21 protein-coding genes and 1 tRNA gene are annotated in these 25,668 nt (G+C 71.1%); 8 read left to right on the top strand and 14 right to left on the bottom strand.

The genetic code is table 11. The features are described from left to right. The first annotated feature begins 306 nt into the window (after nucleotides 1-306). A tRNA-Leu gene (locus tag AC5677_RS15360) sits at nucleotides 307-388 on the top strand. Between the two features lie 249 nt (nucleotides 389-637). On the opposite strand, the gene AC5677_RS15355 is transcribed toward AC5677_RS15360, so the two are convergent. Then, a complete protein-coding gene (locus tag AC5677_RS15355) occupies nucleotides 638-1,744 on the bottom strand; it encodes a glycosyltransferase (RefSeq protein ID WP_497196635.1) in 1,107 nt (368 codons plus the stop codon). Between the two features lie 134 nt (nucleotides 1,745-1,878). After that, nucleotides 1,879-4,728: a bifunctional glycosyltransferase/CDP-glycerol:glycerophosphate glycerophosphotransferase gene (locus tag AC5677_RS15350; protein WP_497196634.1), complete on the bottom strand. Its 2,850-nt coding sequence runs from the start codon at nucleotides 4,726-4,728 to the stop codon at nucleotides 1,879-1,881. A gap of 758 nt (nucleotides 4,729-5,486) precedes the next feature. Here AC5677_RS15350 and AC5677_RS15345 point away from each other — a divergent pair. Continuing rightward, the gene (locus AC5677_RS15345; protein ID WP_497195598.1) at nucleotides 5,487-6,317 is read left to right on the top strand and encodes a Bax inhibitor-1/YccA family protein; all 831 of its coding nucleotides are present in this window, start codon (nucleotides 5,487-5,489) and stop codon (nucleotides 6,315-6,317) included. A gap of 211 nt (nucleotides 6,318-6,528) precedes the next feature. Here AC5677_RS15345 and AC5677_RS15340 read toward each other — a convergent pair whose 3' ends face one another. Beyond that, nucleotides 6,529-6,756 (bottom strand): DUF4287 domain-containing protein, encoded by a 228-nt coding sequence (locus AC5677_RS15340; protein ID WP_400068219.1) that lies wholly within the window; start codon nucleotides 6,754-6,756, stop codon nucleotides 6,529-6,531. Nucleotides 6,757-6,854: 98 nt separating this feature from the next. Here AC5677_RS15340 and AC5677_RS15335 point away from each other — a divergent pair, with 98 nt between their 5' ends. After that, nucleotides 6,855-7,199, top strand: a complete 345-nt coding sequence (locus AC5677_RS15335) for a hypothetical protein (RefSeq protein WP_497195597.1) — start codon at nucleotides 6,855-6,857, stop codon at nucleotides 7,197-7,199. A gap of 28 nt (nucleotides 7,200-7,227) precedes the next feature. Here the strand turns inward: AC5677_RS15335 and AC5677_RS15330 are convergent, their stop codons facing one another. The 3 genes from AC5677_RS15330 to AC5677_RS15320 all read right to left on the bottom strand — a co-directional run bounded on the left by AC5677_RS15330 (nucleotide 7,228) and on the right by AC5677_RS15320 (nucleotide 11,339). Further along, the gene (locus tag AC5677_RS15330; RefSeq protein WP_497195596.1) at nucleotides 7,228-8,166 is read right to left on the bottom strand and encodes a hypothetical protein; all 939 of its coding nucleotides are present in this window, start codon (nucleotides 8,164-8,166) and stop codon (nucleotides 7,228-7,230) included. A 609-nt stretch (nucleotides 8,167-8,775) separates the two neighbouring features. Next, nucleotides 8,776-9,996, bottom strand: a complete 1,221-nt coding sequence (locus tag AC5677_RS15325) for an acetyl-CoA C-acetyltransferase (protein ID WP_497195595.1) — start codon at nucleotides 9,994-9,996, stop codon at nucleotides 8,776-8,778. A gap of 326 nt (nucleotides 9,997-10,322) precedes the next feature. After that, nucleotides 10,323-11,339 (bottom strand): SGNH/GDSL hydrolase family protein, encoded by a 1,017-nt coding sequence (locus tag AC5677_RS15320; RefSeq protein ID WP_497195594.1) that lies wholly within the window; start codon nucleotides 11,337-11,339, stop codon nucleotides 10,323-10,325. Between the two features lie 513 nt (nucleotides 11,340-11,852). On the opposite strand from AC5677_RS15320, the gene AC5677_RS15315 reads away from it, so the two are divergent. After that, nucleotides 11,853-13,241 carry a cystathionine beta-synthase gene (locus AC5677_RS15315; RefSeq protein ID WP_497195593.1) on the top strand — a complete coding sequence of 463 codons (1,389 nt, stop codon included), beginning with the start codon at nucleotides 11,853-11,855 and terminating at the stop codon, nucleotides 13,239-13,241. 338 nt (nucleotides 13,242-13,579) lie between these two features. Here AC5677_RS15315 and AC5677_RS15310 read toward each other — a convergent pair whose 3' ends face one another. The 3 genes from AC5677_RS15310 to AC5677_RS15300 all read right to left on the bottom strand — a co-directional run bounded on the left by AC5677_RS15310 (nucleotide 13,580) and on the right by AC5677_RS15300 (nucleotide 16,835). After that, complete coding sequence (locus tag AC5677_RS15310) at nucleotides 13,580-14,992, bottom strand: purine-cytosine permease family protein (protein ID WP_497195592.1); 1,413 nt, start codon at nucleotides 14,990-14,992, stop codon at nucleotides 13,580-13,582. A 350-nt stretch (nucleotides 14,993-15,342) separates the two neighbouring features. Continuing rightward, a complete protein-coding gene (locus tag AC5677_RS15305; RefSeq protein ID WP_497195591.1) occupies nucleotides 15,343-15,921 on the bottom strand; it encodes a cysteine dioxygenase in 579 nt (192 codons plus the stop codon). Further along, the gene (locus tag AC5677_RS15300) at nucleotides 15,918-16,835 is read right to left on the bottom strand and encodes an amidohydrolase family protein (RefSeq protein WP_497195590.1); all 918 of its coding nucleotides are present in this window, start codon (nucleotides 16,833-16,835) and stop codon (nucleotides 15,918-15,920) included. Before AC5677_RS15300 ends, AC5677_RS15305 begins: the two co-directional genes overlap by 4 nt. 222 nt (nucleotides 16,836-17,057) lie before the next feature. Between AC5677_RS15300 and AC5677_RS15295 the strand changes: the two genes are divergently transcribed. Next, nucleotides 17,058-18,104, top strand: coding sequence for a LacI family DNA-binding transcriptional regulator (locus tag AC5677_RS15295; protein ID WP_497195589.1), 1,047 nt, complete (start codon nucleotides 17,058-17,060; stop codon nucleotides 18,102-18,104). 141 nt (nucleotides 18,105-18,245) lie between these two features. Next, the gene (locus AC5677_RS15290) at nucleotides 18,246-19,295 is read left to right on the top strand and encodes a sigma-70 family RNA polymerase sigma factor (RefSeq protein WP_497195588.1); all 1,050 of its coding nucleotides are present in this window, start codon (nucleotides 18,246-18,248) and stop codon (nucleotides 19,293-19,295) included. An 89-nt stretch (nucleotides 19,296-19,384) separates the two neighbouring features. Here AC5677_RS15290 and AC5677_RS15285 read toward each other — a convergent pair whose 3' ends face one another. After that, nucleotides 19,385-19,579, bottom strand: a complete 195-nt coding sequence (locus tag AC5677_RS15285; protein WP_497195587.1) for a hypothetical protein — start codon at nucleotides 19,577-19,579, stop codon at nucleotides 19,385-19,387. A 189-nt stretch (nucleotides 19,580-19,768) separates the two neighbouring features. Between AC5677_RS15285 and AC5677_RS15280 the strand changes: the two genes are divergently transcribed. Continuing rightward, complete coding sequence (locus tag AC5677_RS15280) at nucleotides 19,769-20,311, top strand: dihydrofolate reductase family protein (RefSeq protein ID WP_497195586.1); 543 nt, start codon at nucleotides 19,769-19,771, stop codon at nucleotides 20,309-20,311. 20 nt (nucleotides 20,312-20,331) lie between these two features. On the opposite strand, the gene AC5677_RS15275 is transcribed toward AC5677_RS15280, so the two are convergent. From AC5677_RS15275 to AC5677_RS15260, 4 genes are all read right to left on the bottom strand, one after another. Continuing rightward, nucleotides 20,332-21,261: an ABC transporter substrate-binding protein gene (locus AC5677_RS15275; protein ID WP_497195585.1), complete on the bottom strand. Its 930-nt coding sequence runs from the start codon at nucleotides 21,259-21,261 to the stop codon at nucleotides 20,332-20,334. A gap of 66 nt (nucleotides 21,262-21,327) precedes the next feature. Next, a complete protein-coding gene (locus AC5677_RS15270) occupies nucleotides 21,328-21,999 on the bottom strand; it encodes an ABC transporter permease (RefSeq protein ID WP_497195584.1) in 672 nt (223 codons plus the stop codon). A 7-nt stretch (nucleotides 22,000-22,006) separates the two neighbouring features. Then, entirely contained in the window at nucleotides 22,007-22,684 is a 678-nt protein-coding gene (locus AC5677_RS15265) for an ABC transporter permease (RefSeq protein ID WP_497195583.1), read from the bottom strand. After that, the gene (locus AC5677_RS15260) at nucleotides 22,681-23,853 is read right to left on the bottom strand and encodes an ABC transporter ATP-binding protein (RefSeq protein ID WP_497195582.1); all 1,173 of its coding nucleotides are present in this window, start codon (nucleotides 23,851-23,853) and stop codon (nucleotides 22,681-22,683) included. Before AC5677_RS15260 ends, AC5677_RS15265 begins: the two co-directional genes overlap by 4 nt. A 222-nt stretch (nucleotides 23,854-24,075) precedes the next feature. Here AC5677_RS15260 and AC5677_RS15255 point away from each other — a divergent pair, with 222 nt between their 5' ends. Further along, nucleotides 24,076-25,557, top strand: a complete 1,482-nt coding sequence (locus AC5677_RS15255) for an aromatic amino acid ammonia-lyase (protein ID WP_497195581.1) — start codon at nucleotides 24,076-24,078, stop codon at nucleotides 25,555-25,557. Nucleotides 25,558-25,668: the final 111 nt, after the last annotated feature.

Below are 25,668 nucleotides of genomic sequence, written 5' to 3'. Positions count from 1 at the left end.
CTGATGCCGTCGAGCGGCCGGCCGCGATGCGGCGGCCCTCTCACGCGCCTCCGGCGGGCCGGTGACGCGGGCATGACCGGTGCCGCGGGGCAGACGTCGAGTTTCCGTCAATTCGGGCGTGAATTCCGTTGCGCCGGTACATCGGCAAAGCTGGCCTTCAGGCATGTGCCGAAGGCCTGTACCGGTCGCTGATGCACCCTCAGTTGCCAATAAAATAAGACAACCTCGGGGTGAGCGGCCGAACTGTCAGGTGCGCTGCGGGCTACGCTCGTGCTGCCCTCTTTGAGGTGGCATGGGGGATCCCAGGCCCGGATGGTGGAATGCAGACACGGCGAGCTTAAACCTCGCTGGCCTACGGGCCGTGCCGGTTCAAGTCCGGCTCCGGGCACGAAATGGTATTGATTCCGGCCGAAAGCCTGGATGCCGCGCAAATTCCCGCGGACGCAGCCGACTTCGGGCCGATGGCGTGGCCGTGTGGCGGCGCGGCCGCGAAGGGGCGGAACTTCCCGCGTACATGCCAGTCTACCGTGCAGTCTTCAACTACCTTGCCGGAGTGCGGCACTGAGCCGTTCGGCGTCAATGGGCGGGCCCCACCGGTCACCACCGGCGGGGCCCGCCCATTGAGCGCCGCGCCGGATCACCGTTCGATGAGCGCGAACAGGCTCTCCCAGCGGCCGATGACCTCCTCGGCCGAGAAACGCTGGATGTTCTCGCGGCCGGATTCGCCCATCGTGTCCCGGAGTTCCCGGTCGGACATCAGGGTGTCGAGATGGCGGGCGAATTCGGTGATGTTTCCCGGAGGCGCGAGGAGCCCGTCCTCGCCGTCCGTGATGATCTCGCGCACGCCCGGGGCGACGTCGAATGCCACACACGGCACGCCGGTGGCCATCGCCTCCATCGGTGCCAGCGGGAATCCCTCACCGCGCGAACTCAGCGCGAACACCGAGCTCTCCCGCAGCGCCCCGGGCACATCGGCGGTCCGCCCCATCCACATGACGGAGGCGGCCACCCCGAGCTCGGCGGCCAGCTTGCGCAGCTCTTCCTCCTCCTCGCCCGAGCCGTAGATCCGCAGCGCCCAGTCCGGGTGCTGCGGCGCGACCCGCGCCCAGGCCTCCAGGAGGAGGTCGACGCCCTTTTCCTCGTGCAGCCGGCCGATGCTCACCACGCACTTGGCGGTGCGGTCGGAGGGCACTTCGGGGAAGAAGGGGAGCGGGTTCGGCATGAAGCCGACGTTGTCCATGTGCTGGCGGATCCAGCGGTCGGCGTCCTCGCGGGTGAGGGTGAGCATCCGGTCGACGTTCTTGTAGAACCGCTTCACCCGGCCGAAACGGGACGACTTGCGGCAGGTCGCGAACGACTCATGGCTCATTCCGATCACCGTCAGCCCGGTGGTATCGGCCAGCGCCACCCACTCCATCGCCCACACCTGGGTGACGATCACCACCCCGCCCGGCCGGGCCGCCCGGAACAGTGCGCTCATCTTGGCCGCCTGCTCCTGCATCGCGGCGTCCCGGGCGGCCCGGCGGCGCTGCTCGGCGACGTTCAGCTTGCCCTTGATGCCGCGTGCCGGGCGCACGGTCGGCGGGTGCTCGTCGTAGAGCGTGGTGGTCGCGAACGGCAGGTCCTCGGCCAGCTCGTGCACCCGCCCCTCGGGCGGCGGAACGACACCGATGATGTGCACCCGATGGCCCCGTTCACTGAACAGGGACGCCATCTGGTGCGACCAACTCGTGATGCCGCCCATCTCATTGACGCTGTTGGAGACGAAGAAGATGTCCCGCGGCCGGGCGGCGGACGACCCGGCGACGGACCGTCCGGCAGCGGACGGCTCGTCCGCGCGCGGCGTGTCTGGATACGGATTGTTCATCAACGGCTCCACTAACGAATCCACTGCGCGAAGAACTGGTCGACGATGCTCTTGGCGGCGTCGCCGCGGTCGTATTCGCCGAACTCGGCGACGAAATCCGCACGGGCCGCCGCATATTCCAGGGCCTGCGTGTCGAACGATTTGAGGGTTTCGAAGAACTCGTCCTCGGTGCGGACCACGGGACCCGGCGCGTGCTCCAGCAGATCGAAGTAGGTGCCGCGGCCCTCGTGCACATACTCGTCGTAGTCGTAGGTGAAGAACACCAGCGGCCGGTCGAGCAGCGCATAGTCGAACATCACCGAGGAGTAGTCGGTGATCAGCCCGTCGGCCAGCTCCAGTACCGGCGTCACATCGTGGCGTGCGGAGACGTCGATGACCCGGCCCTCCACGGTCGGCGGCAGCACCACGTGATTGAGATAGTGCGAGCGGACCAGAAGGACATAGCGGTCGCCGAACTGCTCCGCGAAGCGCTCCACGTCGAAGGGGAGGGTGAAGCGGCCGTGCCGGCCCCCCGCCTTGCGGAACGTCGGCGCGTACAGCAGCACGGTCTTGTCGCTCGGAATTCCCAACTCCGCGGCCAGCGCACCGCGTTCGCGGCGCCCCAGCTCCGCCTCCCGCTGCCGGGACCTGACCAGCGCGTCATTGCGCGGATATCCCACCCGCAGCAGCGTCTTCTCCTTGAGCCGGAACGCCTTGGCCAGGGTCCGCACATCGTGCTCGGACCGGCACAGAAAACGGTCGAAACGGTCCAGGGAGCGCTGCTGTTCGGCCTGCTGCCGCCGGGTCTGCGCCTTCAGTGCCGGCTGGTCGAAGCCCATGTTCTTGAGCGCCGAGCCGTGCCAGGTCTGGAGGTAGGTGGTCTCCGGGCGCTTGACGAGCTTGAGCGGGTAACTCTGGTTGTCCACCCAGAATTCGGCCTGCGCCAGCGCCTTGAGATAGGGCAGCGACCAGCGCCGTACGAGGGTGACGTCCTGCGGGAATTCCTTCGGGGACCCGGTGTAGGACCAGATCGCCTCGAAGTCCAGGCCCTGCCGGCGCATCTCCTCGTAGATGGCGCGCGGGCTGTCGCTGTACTGCTTGCCCAGATGGCTTTCGAAGACGACGGTGCGCTTCTTGATGGGCAGCCGGCTGAACACCTCGTGATAGGCGCGGAGTTTGTTGTCGCCGGAGGTGACCTTCTTGCGCAGCGCCTTCGCCTTGCGATAGCCGTTCTTGGCCAGCGCCCCCGGCCTTCCGCGCACCCCGCGCGCGATCAGTTCCTGCACCCGCTCGCTGTTGTGGTTCTCGCTGACCAGCTGGAAGGCGAGATGCCCGCGGGCCGAGATGTGCGGCTCGATGTGGTCGGCGACCATCCGCGTCAGCCACGGGCGCACCGGCAGCGGCGCCCCGGACAGCTCGGTGTCGGCGACGGTGAGGCGGGTCGTGGTGCGTACGCCGTCCACGTCCAGGGCCAGCCGTACGTCCCAGATGGTGTCGACGATGCCCAGCGGGCGCAGCTTCGCGGTGAGGTCCGCGGTGGCCTCCCAGTGGATGGCGTCGCCCTCGTGGCGCAGCTCCTGCACCGGGAAGCGGAAGGACTGCAGGCTGCGGCGGCGGGCGCTGAACTCCAGCCGGCCGGCCAGCCGCGCGCCCGCGGGGATGATCCCGAGCGGATTGGTGATCCGGCCGGCCAGCGATACGGCCCGGCCGGACTCATGGAAGCGGGTGAGCTGATTGCGCAGGAAGAGCTTGTCGACCGGCTTCTCGTGGTATCCGGCGTCGGTCACGTCCAGGACGCCGCGGCCGAGCTCGTCGTCGGCGTACCCCTCGCACCAGTAGATCCGCCCGTCGCGCTCGGCGAGCGGCGAGGAGAGCTTGTCGCGGTTGATGAGGGTGTCGACCGCGGGGATCAGGTTGTCCCAGTCGCCCTGCTGGAGCAGATAGGCGCAGATGGCCTGTATCGGCTGCACCCGCTCATAGGCCTCGGGGGCGATGCCGGCGAGGTATTCCCGGGAGAGTTCGGCGAATTCCCGGCGGTAGGACTCGTCCCGGAAGGGCAGGTCCCGCAGATGCAGGACGAGGTCGTGCTTGAGGAATTTGACGTCCTTGGCGAGCTTCATTTCGGTCAGCCCGCGCTCGGCCAGCAACGCGTCGATACGGCGGTGGATCTCCAGCCGGTGCGCGTAGTTGGTCATTTCGTGCCGCCGGTTCGTCACCGACTTCACGGCGGCCCGCTCGTAGACGTGCCAGAAGTAGACCTGATTGGGGATCAGCGTGATGCGGTCGGCCTTGAGGTAGGCCTCCGCGATGAACATCAGGTCCTCGTAGAACATCCCCTTGGGGAACCGGAGGTCGTTGTCGACGAGGAAGCCGCGGCGATAGCACTTGTTGGTGGACAGGGTGTCCCACACGAAAAGGTCGGGTAGCTCGGTGACCGACTCCAGGGTCCGCGTGGTGGAATACATCCAGGCGTACCACTCGTCGCGCTTTTGATTGCGAGTGTCCTTGTGGAGCCTTACGCACAGCCCGGAAACAATGTCCGAACCCGTTTCTTCGGCGGCTTCCAGCATATTCCGGCAGGCATTCGGCTCCAGTACGTCGTCACTGTCCAGGAACATGACGTACTTACCGGTGGTGTGCTGGATTCCGGCGTTACGCGGTTCGCCTCCGGCACCGCTGTTCTCGGGCAGCTGAAAGGCTCTTACCCGCTCGGGGTGTGTGGCCGCGAGATTCCGCGCCACATCGAAAGAACGGTCGGTGCTGCAATCGTCGACGATCACCACCTCGACGTCCCGGAGCGTTTGATCCAGTACGGACTGGACAGCGGTCGGCAACCGGTCGGCGTCGTTGTAGACGATGACGACTACTGAGACGTCAGGCACAGGCACCTCAACCCTCTTTCACTACTGTTTCCCGCCAGAATAGACCTATTTGCACCCTGGATCCGCAGACTTTCCGCACCTGGCCGGATACGGACAGTGATCACTACGACGCGCGACTGATCCACCTGTCAGGGCAGGTCCTGGCTGCCAGGGAAGACGGTCGCCTCCGCGAATCGGTTGCCTCTCAAGGCGTAACGCTCGTCTCATCGAGTCGTCACTTCGCCCCGCTGATCGGGCCGTTCATCGACCGTTCATCGGGTGGCTCATTGGGCCGTTCGGATCAGACATCCATCGGATTCCATGGAGGTGTCGGGCGGAATTTATCCCCGGCATATGTGGACCGTTCGTGTGGCCGTCCACATGGCTACTCGACATGGCTCCTCGGATCACTGCTCGACATGGCTCCTCGGCATACCTGACCGCGTACCTGATCGAGATACCGGATCGACCTGCCCGGTCGGCATGTCAGGTCGACATGCCCGCCCGGCATCCTTGCGTGACGAACCTGACCGGTACCTGAACACCGATATCCGAACAGCGGAGCCGAGTGGCGTGGAGCACAGACGACCGGTCCCCGGAACCGGGCACCCCGGCGGGCTCCCGTACGTCATCCCTGCAGAAGGCGTCGCAGTCGATGTCACCGGAGGATGTCTCAGGCCAAGTTCAGGGAAAGATCCTGCTCAAGAACTAGCGACGTTCCTTTGCCAGACCATTACGCTTGCCGTCAAGGCCGCGCAGGGCGGCCATGAAGGAGTGAGATGAGGAGCAGCAACCCGGTCTTCTCGCGACGGGGGTTCAGCCGCGACACCGGCTACGCGGGCTTCAACGCACCGCCGCAGGCCGGGGGCGCCGCCAACCCGTACGCCGGAACGAACCCTTACGCGCAGAACGCCACCCAGGCGCCACCGCAGTACGTTCCCCAGACCCGCCCGATGACGATGGACGACGTCGTCACGCGCACCGGCATGACGCTCGGCACGGTCGTCGCCGGCGCCACGGTCGGCTGGCTCTTCCTGACCGAGCAGCTCGGCTTCGCCATCGGCGCCGGCCTGGTCGCGATGGTGCTGGGCTTCGCCCAGTCGTTCATGCGCAAGCCCGTCCCCGCGCTGATCCTGGCGTACGCGGCCCTCGAGGGCGTCTTCCTCGGCGCGCTCAGCGGCTTCATCAACGACCTGCCGAAGATGAACGGCGCCCCCATGCAGGCGGTGCTGGGCACGATGGCGGTGTTCGTCGCCATGCTGGTCGCCTACAAGACGCGGATCGTGCGGGTCACCGCCCGCTTCACCCGTTTCGTGATCATCGCGGCGCTGGGCTTCGTCCTGCTGTCGCTGGTCAACACCCTGTTCATGGTGTTCGGTGGGGGTGACGGCCTCGGCTTCCGCAGCGGCGGCCTGGGCATCCTCTTCGGCGTGGTGGGCGTGGTCCTCGGCGCGCTGTTCCTCGCCCTGGACTTCAAGCAGGTCGAGGACGGCATCCAGTACGGCGCGCCGCGCGAGGAGTCCTGGCTGGCCGCGTTCGGCCTGACCCTGACGCTGGTGTGGATCTACATGGAGATGCTGCGGCTGATCTCGATCCTCCGGGGCGACTGACGCCGCACGGCGCGGGTGTCCGCGCCGAGGCGTACGAAGGGCCCGCAGGCGACTGCCTGCGGGCCCTTCGTGTCGCTGATCGGTCGTCCGCGGGGGCAGACGGGGGCAACGTGGGTCATACGGGGGCTGCCGTGATCCCGTCATGCCGGGGCCGCTGCACAGGTTCCGCCGCGCAGGTTCCGCTGCACAGCGTCCGCCGTGCGGCTTCCGCTCACAGCTTCCGTGCGGCGCGCCTGAGGTCGTGTTCGTGGACGATCGCTTTGGCGTGCCCGTAGGCGAGGTTGTGCTCGCCGCGGAGCCAGCTGACTTTTTCCTCGAAGCGGAAGAGGGACGGGCCTTCGTCAACGGTACGGAGCCAGTCGGAGATTTCCCGGCCGGTGCAGTGCGGGATACGGGAGAGCAGATTCCGGTGGGTCTCTTCGGAGAAGAGCTGAGACATCGGCGCCTCCGGACGCGGTCGATGCTGGTTCTTCAGCACACCGTGCCTGAGCGTTCGGGTGTTGGCAACCACCCGGGAGTGGCGCATAGGCTCACCGCGTGCTTGACGTGATGCCTTTGCAGACTGCCGTGGACGCCTTCGCCGACCGCCTCAGGTCGCTGCCGCAGACCGCCCTGGGCCGCGGTGCCGCGGCCGAAGGGCTCGCGCTGGCCCGGGAATTGGCGCTGCGTGCGCAGCGGATCGAGGCCCCCGGGCGGGTGCCGCACGCGCTGCCGGACGCCGGGATGTTCGCGGCCGGCGACCAGCTGGCGGTGGCCGGCCACGATCTTGTCGAAGCGCTGCGGGGCGCGGCGGCGGATCCCGCCCCTGACGCGAATGTGGCCCCCGCCGAAGAGCTGGCGGAGGCCGTGCGATTGGTCAAGGAGGCGGCGGGCCGCAGTTAGCGGCCGCCCCGCCCCGTGCGGCGTCGGGTCACAGGGAGGCGATGACCCGGTCGGCCAGGATGTAGACGCTCTCCTGGCGGTGCTCGCCCCAGGAGAAGGTCAGGGCGTACGCGCCGGAGATACCGGAGCCGCCCAGCAGCACCGGGGTGTGGCCCTCGGCCAGCGCGCCCGCGATGCGTTCGGCGGTGGCGCGGTCGCCGGGGGTCAGGCAGAGCGTGGTGCCGTCGGCGAAGACATAGACGTCCAGGGTGCCCAGCGGGCCGGGGCGTACGTCCGCGAGCGGGACGGACTGCTGCGCCAGCTCCTCCAGGTGCGCGACCGTGCGCTCGTGATCGCTGATCACCGGGGAGGGCGAGAAGTCCGGGTGCGAGGGGTGCCGTCGGCGGGCTGCGGCCAGCTCGGCCGACTCGGCCTCCTCGACGTGCTCCAACTCGGGTGCGTCGAGCGCCTCCACGGACTCCAGCGCGTCGAACGGCTCCAGGACGTCCGGGCCGAGCAGCGGCTCCAGCCCGGCCAGATCCGCCTGGCGCGGCAGGAAGGGCTGTACGTCGAGCCGCTCCCGCTCGATCCGCTCGGCCGGTTCGCGCTGCCCGGCGCGGGCGTCGGCCGGGCCCTCGTCACCGAGACCGGACGGCCCGCCCAGCAGCGGCGGGGCGTCGGCGGCGTCCCGGGCCTCCTGGGCGGCCCAGAAGGCGCGGGCCTCGGCCAGCTCCCGCTCGCGCTCCTCGGCCAGCGCATCGGCGACCGCGGCGCGTATGTCCGCGAGCGGCGTCTCGCCGGCCGAGGTGGTACGGGCGGCCGGGATGCCCGCGCGGCCCGCCGCGGCGGCGTCCGTACGGGCGGCCGCGAGCTCGGCGTGCAGTGCGGCGACCTGGCGGCGCAGGCCCCGGGCGGTGTGCAGGGCCGCGGCGCCCAGCACCACGGCCGCGGCCGCGCCCGGCAGCACGATGAGGGTGATGACGCTCATGCCGAATCCTCGCTTCGCTCGGCCTCGCATTCGCGAGGCGCGCACCTCCTGATGATTCGCTCGCTGCGCTCGCTCATGCCGAATCCTCGCTTCGCTCGGTTCCGCCTTCGCGAGGCGCGCACCTCTCGATGATTCGCTCGCTCATGCGTACTCCCGATAGCAGAATGTCCCCCGACTTCCTACATCAGGGTGCCGGGGGACGGCGACCGCTCCCAGTGCACTATGTCCCGAAATGCAGGGGGCTTTGGGCTTCGTGCATTCGGGTACCCCCGGGGTGACCTGCAAGAACTCTCTGGCGAGGGGGCGTTGGTCACAATCCTGGCGGCTATTGGGTCGCGATCTTGTTAACGGGTGACGCAGGCCACGCCCCATCGCCGTAGGTGCCCGTGTGACAACGAAGGGTGCGCGGGAAGCGGGAGTTGATCCCTGCTCCGCGCGCACCCTTGGCGAAGCGCCGCCCCGGCGGGCCCGAAAGCCCGCCGGGGCGGCGCCGTCCGGCCCGGCTCAGCCGCTCGTGCCGGCGGTTGTGCTGTGCTGCGCTTCCGCTGCGGGCAGGTGCCGGGCCACTCGTTCCTCGCGCCCGACTCCTACCCTCCGCTGCAGCTCAGCTCAGCTCAGCCGCTCGATGACCATCGCCATGCCCTGGCCGCCGCCGACGCACATGGTCTCCAGGCCGAACTGCTTGTCGTGGAACTGGAGGCTGTTGATCAGCGTGCCGGTGATCCGGGCGCCGGTCATGCCGAAGGGGTGGCCGACGGCGATGGCGCCACCGTTCACGTTCAGCTTGTCCTCGTCGATGCCGAGGTCGCGGGCCGACGGGATGACCTGCGCGGCGAACGCCTCGTTGATCTCGAACAGGTCGATGTCGCCGACGCCCAGACCCGCGCGCTTGAGGGCCTGCTTGCTGGCCTCCACCGGGCCGAGGCCCATGATCTCCGGGGACAGGCCGGAGACGCCGGTCGAGACGACGCGGGCGAGCGGGGTCAGGCCCAGCTCACGGGCCTTCGTGTCGGACATGATCACGAGGGCGGCGGCGCCGTCATTCAGCGGGCAGCAGTTGCCGGCCGTGACCAGGCCGTCGGGGCGGAAGACGGGCTTGAGGCCCGAGACGCCCTCCAGGGTGACGCCGGCGCGCGGGCCGTCGTCCTGGCTCACGACCGTGCCGTCGGGGGTCGTCACCGGGGTGATCTCGCGCGCCCAGAAGCCGTTCTTGATGGCTTCCTCGGCGCGGTTCTGCGAGCGCACGCCGAAGGCGTCCATGTCCGCGCGGGTGACGCCCTTCAGGCGTGCCAGGTTCTCGGCGGTCTGGCCCATCGCGATGTACGCATCGGGGACCAGGCCGTCCTCGCGCGGGTCGTGCCAGGTGGTGTTCTCCTGCGTGGCGACCTCGGCGGTGCGGGCCTCGGCCTCGGCGAAGAACGGGTTGTGCGTGTCGGGCAGCGAGTCCGAGTTGCCCTTGGCGAAGCGGGAGACCATCTCGACGCCGGCCGAGATGAAGACGTCGCCCTCGCCCGCCTTGATGGCGTGCAGGGCCATCCGCGTCGTCTGCAGCGAGCTGGAGCAGTAGCGGGTGATGGTGCAGCCGGGCAGGTGGTCCATGCCCATCTCCACGGCCACGATGCGGCCGAGGTTGTTGCCCTGCTCGCCGCCGGGCAGGCCGCAGCCGAGCATCAGGTCGTCGATGTCGCGTGGGTCCAGCTCGGGGACCTTGGCGAGCGCGGCCTCGATGATCCTCGCGGTCAGGTCGTCGGGGCGCAGATCCTTGAGCGAGCCCTTGAAGGCGCGGCCGATCGGGGAGCGGGCGGCTGAGACGATCACGGCTTCGGGCATCACACGGCTCCAAGTAACTAGAAATGCGGCGCCCGGCGCCTCGTTGAGGGTTGGTGGTCGGGCGACGGGCGGGCAAAGGGGCGGACTGTGTGGGAAGTTACCTGCACGTAGTGCCGAGGTCACGGGGTGCGTGCTGTGATGCGGGCCTCTTTTCTAAGCGGCCGCTTATGGCGCGGTGTCCGGGGAACGGCGAAGGACCGCGGGGTATTCCCCCCCGTACGGACGCCGGGCAGTCCCGTACGGACGCCGGGCAGCCGTGTACGACCGCCCGGCACTCCCGTACGACCGCAGGGCTTCCCGTACGGACCCTTCGCGCGGGCCGGCCGTCACCACCCGATGCCCGGTACCTCCGACGACTCCGGGGCCGGCAGCTGCCGCCGCCTGCGGTGCTTGAGCAGGGCCCAGGGTGCGCGCCGGCCGCTGACCTCCGTGCCGCCCTCGGCCGCCGCCTCGGCCGCCGCCTGCGCGACCGGCAGAATCCCCTCGCCGCGGCCCGGCTCCGGCCGCTCCTCCTCCGGCCACAGCCCCAGCGAGGCGCACAGCGTCGGCAGGACGGCCATCGCGGCCGTGGCGTACCCCTCCGCCGACGGGTGGTAGTTGTCCGGCCCGAACAGCTCCCGCGGATGCGCCTCGAACTCCGGGCCGAGGAGGTCGCCGAGCGAGACCGTACGCCCGCCGTTCTCGACCACGCCGATGGTCTGGGCCGCGGCGAGCTGCCGGGAGAGCCGCCGGGCCACCCAGCGCAGCGGCTGGTAGACCGGCTCGATGGTGCCCAGATCAGGGCAGGTGCCGACGACCACCTCGCAGCCCGCGGCGCGCAGCCGGCGCACCGCCTCGGACAGATGCCGTACGGAGTGGGACAGCGGCATCCGGTGGGTGACATCGTTGGCGCCGATCATGATGACGCAGACGTCCGGGGGCTCGGCGCCGTCCGCCAGCAGCAGCTCCACCTGGCGTTCGAGGTCGTCGGACTGGGCGCCGGGCAGTGCCACATTGCGGAAGTCGACGGGAAGTTCGGAGAACGCGGCAAGGCCCGAGGCGAGCAGCGCGCCCGGGGTCTGGCGGGCGCGGTGCACGCCCTGCCCGGCGGCGGTGGAGTCGCCCAGGAAGCCGAGCCGCAGCGGCGGCCGGCGGTCGTCGCTGTGCCGGAACGGGGCGCCGTAGCGGCCGTCCGCGCAGGGCGGGGTGTCGCTGGAGCCGCCGACCGTACGACGGGCCAGCCGGACCTCGGTCAGCAGCACCCCGACGGCGGCGACCCCCAGCAGGCCGATCCCGCCGCCGCCGACCGCCGCGGCGGTCGCGATCCGGCGCGCCACGCGCGCCCTGGACATCGTCATCGGCATAGGCCGGGCACCTCCCCGTGCAAGTGCGTGCGCGCCGCGGCCCCGGGGGCCGGACGCGCTTCCTGGGCGAGACTTCCGTAGCAGTAACAACTTCGTACACCAGGTTGTTGCCCGTTCCCGCGCGGAACGCAACGCACCTGCCCGCCAACGGAACGCAGTCGATCCCGCCGCGCGGCGCCGCGCGGGTCGTGATCGTGGACCGGGGCGTTCGTGGCCGGGTGCCGGGTGCCGGGTGCCGGGTGCCGGGTGCCGGTGGCCGGGCCGCCGACGCCGGATCCTGTCGGGAAGCCGGGGCGGTATGGCGCCCGCCCCGGACGACAGCGCAGGCCCCGCAGAAAGCCGAGGTCAGGGCGGTCGAGGGCGGCCGGGGACAGCGGAGAGCGGCGATTCCCTTACCGGCTGCGGCCGGTGGCCCCTGTGCGGGACCCCGCTCGGGCCGGACCCCGGAAGGCCCCGGCGCATAGGCTGGCCGTACGGGCGCAGGAGAGCGTGCCCCCGACCGCGGAGACCACCGTGCAGTTTTACGATTCGATGATTGAGCTCGTCGGCAACACCCCGCTTGTACGGCTCAACAGCGTGACCAAGGGAATCCAGGCCACCGTCCTGGCGAAGGTCGAGTACTTCAACCCCGGCGGCTCGGTCAAGGACCGGATCGCGGTGCGGATGATCGAGGCCGCGGAGGAGTCCGGCGCATTGCAGCCGGGCGGCACGATCGTCGAGCCGACCTCCGGGAACACCGGCGTCGGCCTGGCGATCGTGGCCCAGCAAAAGGGCTACAAGTGCATCTTCGTCTGCCCGGACAAGGTGTCGACGGACAAGATCAATGTGCTGCGGGCGTACGGCGCGGAGGTGGTCGTCTGCCCGACCGCGGTCGACCCCGAGCACCCGGACTCGTACTACAACGTCTCCGACCGGCTGGTGCGCGAGACGCCCGGCGCCTGGAAGCCCGACCAGTACAGCAACCCCAACAACCCGCGGTCGCACTACGAGAGCACCGGCCCGGAGCTGTGGGCGCAGACCGACGGGCGGATCACCCACTTCGTGGCGGGCGTCGGCACCGGCGGCACGATCAGCGGCACCGGCCGCTATCTGAAGGACGCCAGCGAGGGCCGGGTCAAGGTCATCGGCGCGGACCCGGAGGGCTCCGTCTACAGCGGGGGTTCGGGGCGGCCGTATCTGATCGAGGGCGTCGGTGAGGACTTCTGGCCGACCGCCTACGACCGCACCGTCGCGGACGAGATCGTGGCGGTCTCGGACAAGGACGCCTTCCAGATGACCCGCCGGCTCGCCAAGGAGGAGGGCCTGCTGGTCGGCGGCTCCTGCGGGATGGCCGTGGTGGCCGCGCTGGAGGTCGCCTCGCGGCTCGGGCCGGACGATGTCGTCGTCGTGCTCCTTCCGGACAGCGGCCGCGGCTATCTCTCCAAGATCTTCAACGACGAGTGGATGGCCGACTACGGCTTCCTGGAGGAGAGCGGCACCGCGGCGCGGGTCGGCGAGGTCCTCGCGCACAAGGAGGGCGCCCTGCCCTCGCTCGTCCACATGCACCCCGAGGAGACCGTCGGCGAGGCGATCGACGTGCTGCGCGAGTACGGCGTCTCGCAGATGCCGATCGTCAAGCCGGGCGCCGGGCACCCGGACGTGATGGCGGCGGAGGTCATCGGCTCGGTCGTGGAGCGGGAGCTGCTGGACGCGCTGTTCAGCCAGCGGGCCTCGCTCTCGGACCCGCTGGAGAAGCACATGTGCCCGCCGCTGCCGCAGGTCGGTTCCGGCGAGGCCGTCGCCGATCTGATGGCGGTCCTGGAGAACGCGGACGCGGCGATCGTCCTCGTCGAGGGCAAGCCGAAGGGTGTGGTGAGCCGGCAGGACCTGCTGGCCTATCTGGCGCGCGGGGTCGCCAAGTAGTCCTTCTCAGGGTGCCGGTTCCCCTACGGGTGCTCCGCTTCGCTCCGCCTCCGCTCATCGTCGAGTTCCCGGAAGCGGAGCTAAGTGGCCGTTAGGAAACGGGCCGGCACCGCAAGGAGTACGTATGCGTCACGTGTTCGCAGCACGGACTTAACACTCGTCAGGCACATTGATGACTACGGCGATACGGACCTCCGGAGCGGCTCCCGGACCTCCACGATCGCCGCGACGCGAAGCCCGGCCCTGACCCGGTCCGCGTCCCTTGCGGGGACCGCCGTCGTCCCGCCCCCGGCTCGGCCGGGGTGCGGCGGTCCCCGCAACAGTCTTTTCGCGGTGCGCTATCCGGCCAGTCCGGCCGGGGTCCCCTCGTCGTCGTGCGCCTCCGGGGCCACGACGCGGGCGGTGTCGCGGCGGGCGACGGCCGCGTACAGGACGGCGGGTACGGCGAGTCCGACGAGCCAGGAGATGTCGGCGCCGCCGAGGGGTGCCACGAGGGGCCCCGTGTAGAAGTGCGTGGCGAGGAAGGGCAGCTGGGCGAGCACGCCGAGGGCGTACACCGTCAGCGCCCGGACGTTCCAGGCGCCGTAGCGGCCATCAGGATCGCTGAGTGCCGGAATGTCGTACCGCTCCTTCGAGATCAGGTAGTAGTCGACCAGGTTGATCGCCGACCACGGCGTGAAGAAGGTCAGCAGGAAGAGCAGGAAGTCCTTGAAGGAGGTCAGGAAGGAGTCCTTGCCCAGGAGGGCGACGGCGGTGCCGGCCACCATGATTCCGGCGATATAGGCGGCGCGGCCGCGCGGCGAGAGGGTCCGCTGCCCGCGGAAGCCGCTCACGCTGGTCACCAACGACATGAAGCCGCCATAGGTGTTGAGGATGTTGATGGTGAGCTTGCCGAGGGCGATGACGAAGTAGAGCAACGACGCGATCAGCCCCGCGCCGCCCAGGCCCACGATGTAGGTGACCTCGTGCCCCACGAATGCGGCCGGCGCCGCGGCCGCGGCCAGCGCCCCGAAGGTCATCGACCACTGCGATCCGAGGACCGAGCCCGACAGCGTCCACCAGAACGTGGCGCGCGCCGAGGTGTGCCGGGGCAGATAGCGCGAGTAGTCCGCGACATACGGCCCGAACGCCAGCTGCCAGGAGGCCGACAGCGAGACGGCTAGCAGGAAGAGCGGCAGCGAGAAGCGGTGGTCGTGGAGGAGGGCGGCGAGGTCGGCGCGCTGGAGGAGCCGCACGCCCAGATAGACGAAGGCCAGCGCGCAGACCAGACCGGCGATCCGCCCGAGGGCGTGGATCAGCCGGTAGCCGACGGCCGCGGCGACGGCGGTGACCGCGGCGAAGATCACGATGCCGGGCGTGCCGCCCAGATGCGTCAGCTCACCCACCGCCTGCCCCGCCAGTACGCTCCCGCTCGCGAAGAACCCGATGTACATCACGATCACCAGCGCCAGCGGCACCACCGCGCCCCGCACCCCGAACTGCGCCCGCGAGGTGATCATTTGCGGCAGTCCCAGCTTCGGCCCCTGCGCGGAGTGCAGCGCCATCACCGCGCCGCCCAGCAGGTTGCCCAGCAGCAGCCCGATCAGCGACCAGAAGGCATTGGCCCCGAAGACGACGGCCAGCGCACCGGTGATCACGGCGGTGATCTGAAGGTTCGCACCCAGCCAGAGGGTGAACTGGCTGACCGCGCTGCCGTGCCGTTCGTCGTCGGGGACGACGTCGATCGAGCGCTGTTCCACCACGCCTGCCATGTGCGCCTCCCGCGCCGTGCCTGAATAGATTCATGCAGCATCCAGGTAGGTGAATGGCAGGTCAATAGGTGGGAGGGAATTACCGCTGCCCGCGGCTCCGGGTGCGGGGGATTTCCGGCTCTTTGGGGGCACTGGCCCTTTGTGGCCGCTGGCGCTGTGCGGCTACCGGGTCCGCGCGGCTGCCGGGTCCGCGTGGCTACACGGGCCCGCGTGACGGCTGGGCCCCTGCGACTGCTGGGTCACTGCGACTACTGGGCCACTGCGACTGCTGGGGCCGCGCGATTACCGGCCGCCGGTGATCACCGGCGACCGCCGGCGACCACCGGCCGTTCGCGCCGACGGGCCGGGGCTCAGGCGGCCGGCGCGTCCAGGGGCGGCCCGGCCGGTGCGTCCATCGGCCGCAGCTCATCCGCGTACGAGACCGACACCCGCCGCATCAGGCCGTCCTCGGTGATGTCGTACTGGCCCAGGCGCCACAGCGGCGGCGAGTAGGCGTGCACCGACACCGCGTCGTCGGTGGCCCCGGTGAGCCGGTGGATGTGGTCCGGCCCAAAGCAGAACGACTCCCCGGCGCCGACGGCGGTGGCCAGGTGCTCCCCGCCGATCCGGGGGTTGGACTCGGTCAGTACGCCCTGGACGACGCGGACCGCCCCCGAGGAGATGTCGTGGTCGTGCCAGCCGGTGTCGTTCTGCCGGGTCCAGCACAGCAGCCAGACGTCGACGAACTCGTCGCGGTGCAGGGACGCGTAGTGCCGCTCGCTGTCGGAGAAGGCGACCTGCTCGCGCCACAGGTCCGGGCGGGCCGCGAGCTCGTCGACCAGGGCCCGCAGCTCGCGCCTGTCGAGATTACGCTCGGGCAGTGCGGTGAACGGCCGGTCGCCGTCGGGGACCTCACGGGCGGCGTCGGCCTGGGAGGCGGTGTGCGTCATGGACGGACTCCTCGTGTCGGGCCCAGCAGGCGGGCCGGGTTGGTGGTGCGCAGGGCGTGTACGGCCGCCGCCGCGCCCAGGTCGGGGATGGCGGGTTCGGCATAGGGGCGGTCGCTGCCGCTGACGATCACGTCGATGCCGACGGCCCGTACGAGCGCGTCCACGGCGCGGGTCCCGTACGAGGACGTCTCGTAGAAGGCGTCGTGGTCCACCCGTCCGCGCTCCTGGCCGCCGCCGCGCGCCACCAGCCGCTCGCCGTGCAGCGGCGCGAGGCCGGCCAGCGCGGCGAAGCAGACCCGCAGGCCGGGGTGGCGGGCCCGGCCGAAGGCGCGGAAGGCGAACCAGGAGGCGTGCATCTGCTGGAGGTAGGGGACCATGGCCGGCCACCAGGCGGGCGCGCCGTCGGGGGCGGGAGGCGCGGCACCGGGGTGGACGAACACCGGCTTGCCGCTCTCCGCGGCGACGTCCAGCAGGGGTGCGCACCGGGCCCACCCGGCCGCGTCCAGCAGTGCGGTGGCCGGAAGCTGGAGCCCCGCGCAGCCGCGCGCCAGCTCCCGCCGCAGCGCCCTGGGGTCCGGCTCCGGCGCGGACAGGCACGGGGAGGCCCAGACGCCGAAGGGGGCGGGCAGCTCCAGCGCGCCGTCATGGAAGGCGGCGAGCAGCGGTGCGGCCTCCTCGGGCGGCAGATATTCGATGCCGAGCGGGCTGGAGAGCGACACCAGCGCCAGATCGAGGCCGTCGGCGCGGGCGAGCCGGGCGCGGGCGGCGAGGTCGTGGTCGGCGGGGTCGACCGCGTACGGCGGCTCGCCGGGCAGGTGCAGCGTCCAGCCGTCCAGCCGCGGCGGCGCCGTACGGGCGCGCAGCAGCGCGATGAACTCCCGCGGCCAGATGTGCTGGTGCACGTCGGTGGGCACGGCGCCCCTCCCGTCTCCCTCTTCCGCAGCCGGTCCGGTCACGTCCCTGGAAACCGCACGTCGCAGATCCCCCGGAAACCGGACCGGCGACCGGCCCCATCCCTCAACCGGTTCACTTAACCGCTTAACTGATGCGCTTAAGTGAACCGGTTAACACGGGAGCCTGTCAAGGGCGGGCCGGTTCGCCGGAGGGGGCGGGTGCTTCCCGGTAGGCTTCTCGGCATGGCCAGGCCCAATAAGCGCACCACCCTCCGCGAGGTGGCCGAGGCCACCGGACTCTCCACCGCGGCCGTCTCCTACGCGCTGCGCGGCAAGCACGTCTCCAAGGAGACCGAGGAGCGGGTGCGCAAGGCGGCCGCCGAGCTCGGCTACGAGGCCGACCCCATCGCCCGCGCCCTGGCCAGCGGCCGCACGAGCATGGTCGGCGTGCTGGCCGGCGACCTCCAGGACCTGTGGCAGCAGCAGCTGATGGCGGCGATAGGGCGCGAGCTCCTGGCCGGCGACCGCTACGCCCTCATCCTCGACGCCGGCGGCGACCCGGCCCGCGAGCTGACCCTCGCCAAACAACTCCGCGACCAGCGCGTCGACGGCCTTCTCGTCTCGCCCGTCGACCCCTCGGCCGAGGGCTGGGAGAAGATCGCCGATGCGGTCCCCGTCGTCTCCATCGGCGACGCCCTCAGCCGCGCCCGTACGGTCGGCGAGGTCCTCTTCGACAACCGCGCCGGGATCGACGCCGTCCTCGACTACCTCCGCGGCCTGGGGCATCGCCAGGTCACGGTCCTCACTCCCACCGGCCCCTCCACCCCCGACCGTCCCGCCGACGTCTATGTCCGCGAAGCCGCCGACCGCCTCGGCATCGAGGTGGAGGTCCTGCCCTGCGCCCAGGAGCTGAGCGAGGCCACGGCCGTCGCCCGCCGCGTGCTGACCAACACCCCCAACGGCCGCCCCCGCACCGACTCTCCCGGCCTCACCCCGACCACCGCCGTCTTCTGCTTCTCCGACTCCATCGCCTACGGCGTCTACGCGGCCGCCGCCGAGGCCTCCCTCACGGTGGGCCGCGACCTCTCCGTGGTCGGCTTCGACGACCACCCCGTCTCCCGGGTCCTCACCCCGCCCCTGACCACCGTCGACTGGGGCCTCACGGACATCGCCAAGGAAGCCGCCCGCCTCGCGGTGGCCGCCATCGAGGGCCGCCGGGTCCGCCGGAAGCGCATCCTGTGCGCGCCCCGGCTGTCGGAACGCGGTTCGGCGGCGGCCGTGCGCCCCTGACGGCGGCCCCCGCGACCGCCGCCCGGAGCGCGCGGCCCCGCGCTGCGCCCCCGGCGTCCGGGGAGCAGACTGGTGCCCGGTGCTCCGGTACCGTCGTCGCACGCGTGCCGGTGGTCGGCCGATGGGTGAATGGCGGTCCTCATGGAACCCTCGATCAATTCCACGACGAGCGACGTCGCACCGGATGCGAAGTACCGACAGGCCGACTCGCAAGGTGAGTTGGCGGACCGGCTGGAGGCGCACCGCACCGAGCTGACCGGCTACTGCTACCGCATGCTGGGGTCCGCGTTCGAGGCCGAGGACGCCGTGCAGGAGACCATGGTGCGGGCCTGGCGGAGCTATGAGCGGTTCGAGGGGCGGTCCTCGCTGCGGTCCTGGCTCTACCGGATCGCGACGAACGTATGCCTCGACCTGCTCAAGGGGAGTCAGCGGCGGGCGCGGCCGATGGATCTCGCGTCGCCGTCGAGTGTGGACACCCCGGTGGGGAACGGGCTGGCCGAGGCCACCTGGATCGGGCCGGTGCCGGACGGGCGGGTGCTGGCGCAGGTCGCGGATCCGGCGGAGGCCGCTCTCGCCCGGGAATCGATCCGGCTCGCCTTCATCTCCGCGCTGCAGCGGCTGGCGCCCCGGCAGCGCGCGGTGCTGATGCTGCGGGAGGTGCTGAGCTGGTCGGCGAGCGAGGTGGCGGAGCTGCTCGGAAGCTCCGTGGCCGCGGTCAACAGCGCGCTCCAGCGGGCGCGGGCGACACTTGACGCGGCCCGGGGCGCGGACCAGGACATGGACCGGGCCCCGGCCGCCCAGCCGTTGGACGACGATCAGCAGGCGCTGCTGAAGCGATACGTCGACGCCTTTGAAAGCTTCGACATGGACGCGCTGACGGCCCTGTTGCACGAGGACTCGACGCTGTCGATGCCGCCGTACGAGCTGTGGCTGCGCGGCCGCGCGGACATCATCCGCTGGATGCTCGGGCCGGGCTGCGGCTGCGAAGGCTCGCATCTGGTGCCGCTGACGGCCAACGGACGGCCGGCGTTCGGGCAGTACCGCGCGGACGGCCGGCCGTGGGCGATCCAGGTGATAGAGACGGCCGACGGACGGATCACCGGGCTCAACTCCTTCCTGGACACCGAACGGCTGTTTCCGCTGTTCGGGCTGCCGATGCGGTACGCGGGGCAGCCGGGGCGGCACGCCTAGGGAATCTCCGGCGGCCGGCACCCGGGCGAGGACGGCCCGGAAGGCTCAGACCTGCGGCCCGGATGCCGACGGAGGGAGTGTCCGGCGTGTCAGAGCGGGACGCCGAGGAGGCGCCAGTCAACCGGCAGGGCGCCGCGGTCCGTGAGGAGGCCGCTCAGGGGAACCTTGATGTGGGGCGTGACCGGGGTGTCGTCCTTGGGGGCGGCCACCGCCTGGGCCGACACGGGGCCGAAAAGCACAGTCGCCAGCGCGAGACAGGCGAGCGTACGACGCGTGTTTGTCATGTCGTGCCAACGAGTGGGCGGCAGCGGCGTCACCGCACGGTGGCCGCCGTTGGGCCGGTTGGACGGCCCCGGAAGAAATTCCGAGGGATTTCGGCGTCGGCCGATGAGTTCCCGCCGGGCGGCAGGTCTGATCCCGTGAAGGGCCGTCGCAGTGGCGGCCGCCGCCACGAATACCGGAGGACCGGAGTCATGAGGAAGATCACCGCGGGCATTTTTCTGTCGCTGGACGGCGTCGCCGAGGCGCCGGACACCTGGCACTTCCCCTATTTCAACGACGAGATGGGGGCCGTGGTGCAGCAGCAGATGGACGCCGCGGACACCATGCTGCTGGGGCGGCACACCTACGAGATGTTCGCCGCGTACTGGCCCGAGAGCGACGAGGAGATCGCGGACCACATGAACGGCACGCCCAAGCTCGTGGTCTCGCGGACGCTGGAGCGGGCGGAGTGGGAGAACTCCACGGTGGTGGGCGGGCCGGACCCGCTCGCCGAGCTGGCCCGGATCAAGGAGGGGCCGGGGAAGAACCTCGGGGTGGTCGGAAGCATCGGGCTGGTGCGGTCGCTGCTGCGGGCGGGGCTGCTGGACGAGCTCCATCTGCTGGTCCATCCGATCGTGGTCGGCAAGGGCGAGCGGCTGTTCGACGAAGGCGAGAGCATCCCGCTCCGGCTGGCCGAGTCGACGACCCTGAGCACCGGCGTGCTGTCGCTCGTCTACACACCGGACGCGAAGTAGCCGACGGCCGCCCCGCCGCCTCAGCTTCCGAGCTTGTGCTTGGCCAGCCAGGCGGCGGCCACCCGGTCCGGGTCCTGCTTCTCCTTGTCGACGAGGCGGTTGAGCTCGGTGAGCTGCGTGGTGGTGAGGGTGTTGCCGAGGCGGGCGAGGGCCTTGCGGACCTTGGAGTCGGCCTTGCGGGAGGCGATCAGCGGGACGATGTGCTGGGCCGGGATGAGGTGCTTGGGGTCGGCGAGGAGGACCCAGCCGTTCGCGGCGGTGTCGACGTCGGTGGTGAAGACGTTGGCGATGTCGATGTCGCCCTTCTTCAGGGCGCCCTTGACGAGCGGGCCGGAGGAGTCGAGGGCCTTGAACTCCTTGAATTCGACGCCGTACTGGTCCTTGAGGCCGACGACCCCGACCACCCGCTTCTTCATCTCTGCGGCCGCGCCGAACACCAGCTTGCCGTTCACCTTGCGCAGATCCGCGAGGGACTTCAGGCCGTAGCGGTCGGCGGTCTCCCGGGTGACGGCGAAGGTGTCGCGGTCCTCGGCGGCGGCGTAGGGGAGGACTTCGAGGCCGTCGGGCAGGACCGTGGCCAGGGCGTTCTGCATGGCGCCCGCCTCGGTCTCGGTGGCCTTCTTGTCGAGGTAGAGCAGGAGGCTGCCCTGGTATTCGGGGAGCAGGTCGATATCGCCGGAGCGCAGCGCGGGGACGACGATCTCGCGGGAGCCGAGGTTGGGCTTGACGGTGGTCCTGACGCCGGCGGCGTTCAGGACGCCCGCGTAGAGGTAGCCGAGGATCTGGTTCTCGGTGAAGTTGGCCGTGCCGATGACGAGGCCGCCGCTGCTGCTGCCGCTGTCGCCGCCGGCGCCGTCGCCCTTGAGCGAGGTGATGCCGGAGGAACAGGCGGCCAGCAGCGGGGCCGAGGCGCCGGCGAGCAGGGTGGTCAGGACGGTCCGACGGTTCATGAGCGGGGCTCCTCGGTGCGTGCGTACGGAGGCAGGCAGGGGCGGCGGGCAGGGGCGGCGGGGCGCTCAGCGGGCGGCGGCCGGGCGGCCGCGGAACAGCAGCCGCTGCACGCCGCCCAGCGCCAGGTCGGCGGCGACGGCGAGGACGGCGACCAGGGCCGCGCCGCCCAGCACCTGCACCAGGTCGCGCTGCGCCAGCCCGTCGAAGACATAGCGGCCCAGCCCGCCGAAGCTGACGTAGGCGGCGATGGTGGCGGTGGCGACGACCTGCACGGTCGCGAGCCGTACGCCGGTCATGATCAGCGGCAGCGCGAGGGGGAGTTCGACCTGCCAGAGGATCTGGTGGCCGCGCAGCCCCACGCCCTTGGCGGCGTCCTTGACCTCGGGGTCGACCGCGGCCATCCCCGCGTAGGTGTTGGTGATGATGACGGGGACGGCGAGGGCGACCAGCGATACATACACCGGCCAGACGCTGAGCCCGCCGGCGAGGAAGACCAGGGTGACGAGTCCGACGGTGGGCAGCGCCCGGCCGAACGAGGAGAGGTTGACGGCGAGGAAGGCGCCGCGGCCGGTGTGCCCGATGAGCAGGCCGATCGGCAGCGCGATCACGGCCGCGGCGAGGGTGGCGAGCACCGAGTATTCGAGGTGCTCCAGGATGCGGGTGGCGATGCCCTCGGGGCCGGACCACTGGGCCGGACTGGTCAGCCAGGAGGCGAGGTTCTTCAGGAGTTCGAGCATCGTCGGGTCACGCTCGCTTCCACAGCTTGAGGGCGGACGGCCGGGAGGCGCGGCCGCGCCGCCAGGGGGTGCACAGCCACTGGACGGTCACCAGCAGCGCGTCGGCCACCAGGGCGAGCAGCAGGGTCAGGGCGACCCCGGCGATGACCGGGGTGGGGTAGTTGCGCTGGAAGCCGTCGGTGAAGAGCTGGCCGAGGCCGCCGTAGCCGATGTAACTCGCCACGCTGACAAGGGAGATGGACATGACGGTGGCGACCCGTACACCCGCCATGATCACGGGGAGGGCGAGCGGCAGCTCGACGGTGAGCAGGGTGCGCAGGGGCTTGGTCCCCATCGCCTTGGATGCCTCGCGGGCCTTGGCGGGGACGGCGTCCAGGCCCTCGACCGTATTCCGTACGAGCACCACCAGGGTGTACGCGGTGAGGCCGACGACGGCCGTGGTGCGGGTGAGGCCGGTGACCGGCAGGAGGAGGACGAAGAAGGCGAGGGAGGGGATGGTGTAGAGGATGTTGGAGGCGCCGAGGACGAAGCCGCGCAGCGGGCGCACGCGGTGCGCGAGGACCGCCAGCGGCAGCGCGATCAGCAGGCCGAACAGGACGGCGGGGACGGCGGTGGCGAGGTGGTCCGCGGTCAGGCGGGCCATCTCGTCGGCGTGGTCGGGGAACCAGCCCCATTCGATGGTCATGCGGGGCGCTCCGAGGTGGCGGCGGCCTCGGTGTCCTGGCGCGCGGCGGCCTGCTGCGGGGCCGCGGGCCGCCGTCCCGCCTCCGCGTGGCTGCGGCCCGCCCGCTCGTGGATCGCCTCGCGGGAGGTGAGCCCCACCAGCACGCCGTCGGCGTCGACCCGGGCGACCGCGCCGGCCGGTGCGGACACCGCCTCGTTGAGCGCCGAGAGCAGCGAGTCCTCGTCGCGCAGCGGCCGTACGGCCTCCAGCGCGGCCTCGCCCGCCGTACCGCCGCCCGGCAGTCCGTCGGTGTCCAGCCAGCCCAGCGGTTCGCCGCCCGGGGAGGTCACCAGCCGCCAGCGGTCCCCGTCGCGGGCTATCTTGCCGACCGGCTCGTCCGCCCGTATCGCCCGGCCGGGCGCGTACGGAACGTCCGCGAGCGTGGTGAGCGAGAGCAGCTTGAGCCCGCGCTCGGCGCCCAGGAAGTCGGCGACGAAGCCGTCGGCGGGGCGGGCGAGCAGTTCGGCGGGCGGGGCGCACTGGACGAGCCGGCCGCCGGTGCGGAAGACCGCGATCCGGTCGCCCAGGCGGACCGCCTCGTCGATGTCGTGGGTGACGAAGACGACGGTCTTGCGCAGCTCACCCTGGAGGCGCAGCAGCTCGTTCTGGAGCTGGGTGCGCACGACCGGGTCGACCGCGCCGAACGGCTCGTCCATCAGCAGGACGGGCGGGTCGGCGGCGAGCGCGCGGGCCACGCCGACGCGCTGCTGCTGGCCGCCGGAGAGCTGGTGCGGATAGCGCTTGCCGGCGTCGGCGGGCAGGCCCACCAGCTCCAGCAGCTCGGCGGCGCGGGCGCGGGCCTTGCGCCGGCCCCAGCCGAGCAGGAGCGGCACGGTCGCGATGTTGTCGAGGATCGTACGGTGGGGGAAGAGGCCGGACTGCTGGATGACGTATCCGATGCCGCGGCGCAGCTCGGCCGCGTCCGCCTCCAGGATGTCGCGGCCGCCGACGCTGATGGTGCCGGCGGTGGGTTCGACCATCCGGTTGATCATCCGCAGGGTGGTGGTCTTTCCGCACCCGGAGGAACCGACGAGGACGGTGACGCCGCCTTCGGGGAATTCCAGCGACAGATCGTCCACCGCTGTTGTGCCGTTCGGGTATCGCTTGCTGACTGCGTCGAACTTGATCATCCGCTGCCCCTTGCCCGGCCTGCATAGTGTCATGCAGAGTCTTAGGCACGTGAATAGAAGTCAATAGGCGGGCGTAAATCCCTCGTTACATCGCGGACCGGGTGACCGGACCGCGCCGCCGATATGCCGCCTGTTTGCTTCGGTTCACCGTACGGAACGAGGTGTCGGACTTCCGTCCACAAAAGGCCTTATAAGAGGGAGTTGAGCCCCTTGGTTTCCCACATGCTGGACAATGGCCGACGGGCCGGCCGGCGCATCACGCTCGACGGCAGCGCGCTGGGCACCGCCGATATCGCCGCCCTCGCGGAGCGCACCGCACACACCACGACCCCCGACCCCAAGGCCCTCGCACGCGCCGAGGAATCCTGGGACACCGCCCGCCGCCTCGCCGCCACCGGCCGGGTCTACGGACGCAGCACCGGCGTCGGCGCCAACCGCACGGAAGAGGTCGGGGCCGACGCCGAACACGGGCTGCGCCTGCTGCGCAGCCACGCCGGCGCGATCGGCGACCCGCTGCCGGCCGGCGAGGTACGCGCCATGCTCGCCGTACGGGCCAACCAGCTGCTGGCGGGCGGCGCCGGACTGAACCCCGCCGTGATCACCTCCCTGCTCGCCGCCCTGGAGTCCGGCGCGCACCCCGTCATCAACGAACACGGCGCCGTCGGCACCGGCGACCTCGCCGCCCTCGCCCAGACGGGCCTCGCACTGGCCGGCGAGCACCCCTGGCACTGCACGCCGGGAGCCCGGCCCCCGGCCCCCATCGCCCTCGACAACAACGACGCCCTCGCCCTGATCAGCAGCAACGCCCTCACCCTGGGCCAGTCCGCGCTCGCCCTCGACGAACTGCGCCGCCTGCTGGCCGCCTCCCTGCCCGTCGCCGCGCTCTCCCTCCTCGCGGTCGGCGGCTCCTACGAACCCTTCGCCGACCCCGTGATGCGGGCCCGCCCGCACCCCGGCTCCGCGGCCGCCGCGGCCCGGCTGCGCGGCCTCTCCGGCGTCCCGGACCGCCCCGCCCCACCCCTGGGCCGCATCCAGGACCCGTACGGCTTCCGCTGCCTCCCCCAGATCCACGGTCCGGCACTCGACGCCGCCGACGCCCTGGACGCGGTCCTGGCCGTCGAGGTGAACGCCGCCTCCGAAAACCCCCTCATCAGCATCGAGGACCAGGCCGCCTACCACCACGGCAACTTCTACGCCGCGCACACCGTCCTCGCCCTCGACGCCTTCCGCCTCGCCGTCCTCCAGACCGCCCGGCTCTCCACCGCCCGCCTCGCCGCCCTCTCCGAGCCTGACTTCACCCGGCTGCGGCCCTTCCTGGGCGACGCCGCCCCCGCCAGCTCCGGCGTCATGATCCTCGAATACGCGGCCGGCGCGGCCCTCGGCGAAATGCGCGCCGTCTCCCACCCGGCCTCCCTCGGCCACGCCGTCCTCTCCCGCGGCGTGGAGGAACAGGCCAGCTTCGCCTCCCTCGGCGCCCGCCAGACCCTGCGCGCCGCCACGTACTACCGTCAGGTCCTGGCCTGCGAACTGGTCGCCGCCGTACGGGCCTTGCGGATGCGCTCGCTGGAACCGGAGCCCGGTCTGCCGCTCGCCACCGCCTATGCGCTCGCCGCCGAGGCGCTCGACCCGCGCATGGAGGACCGCCCGCTGACCGATGATGTGGCGGTGGCGGCGGGGCTGCTGGACGGGCTGGCGGGAATGTGAGGCGTAGCGGCGGCCGGGGCGGGCCAGGGATTACCTGCCGTCCGCCGGTCCGTACCGCCGGCCCGTTCCGTACAGTCGGTCAGCCTGTGCGCGGGCCGGCAACGGTTCCTC

It is taken from the genome of Streptomyces sp. JLSY215 (genome assembly GCF_059682825.1).
Note: the sequence above shows the minus strand (reverse complement) of the source record. Positions and strands in the feature narration are given on the sequence as shown.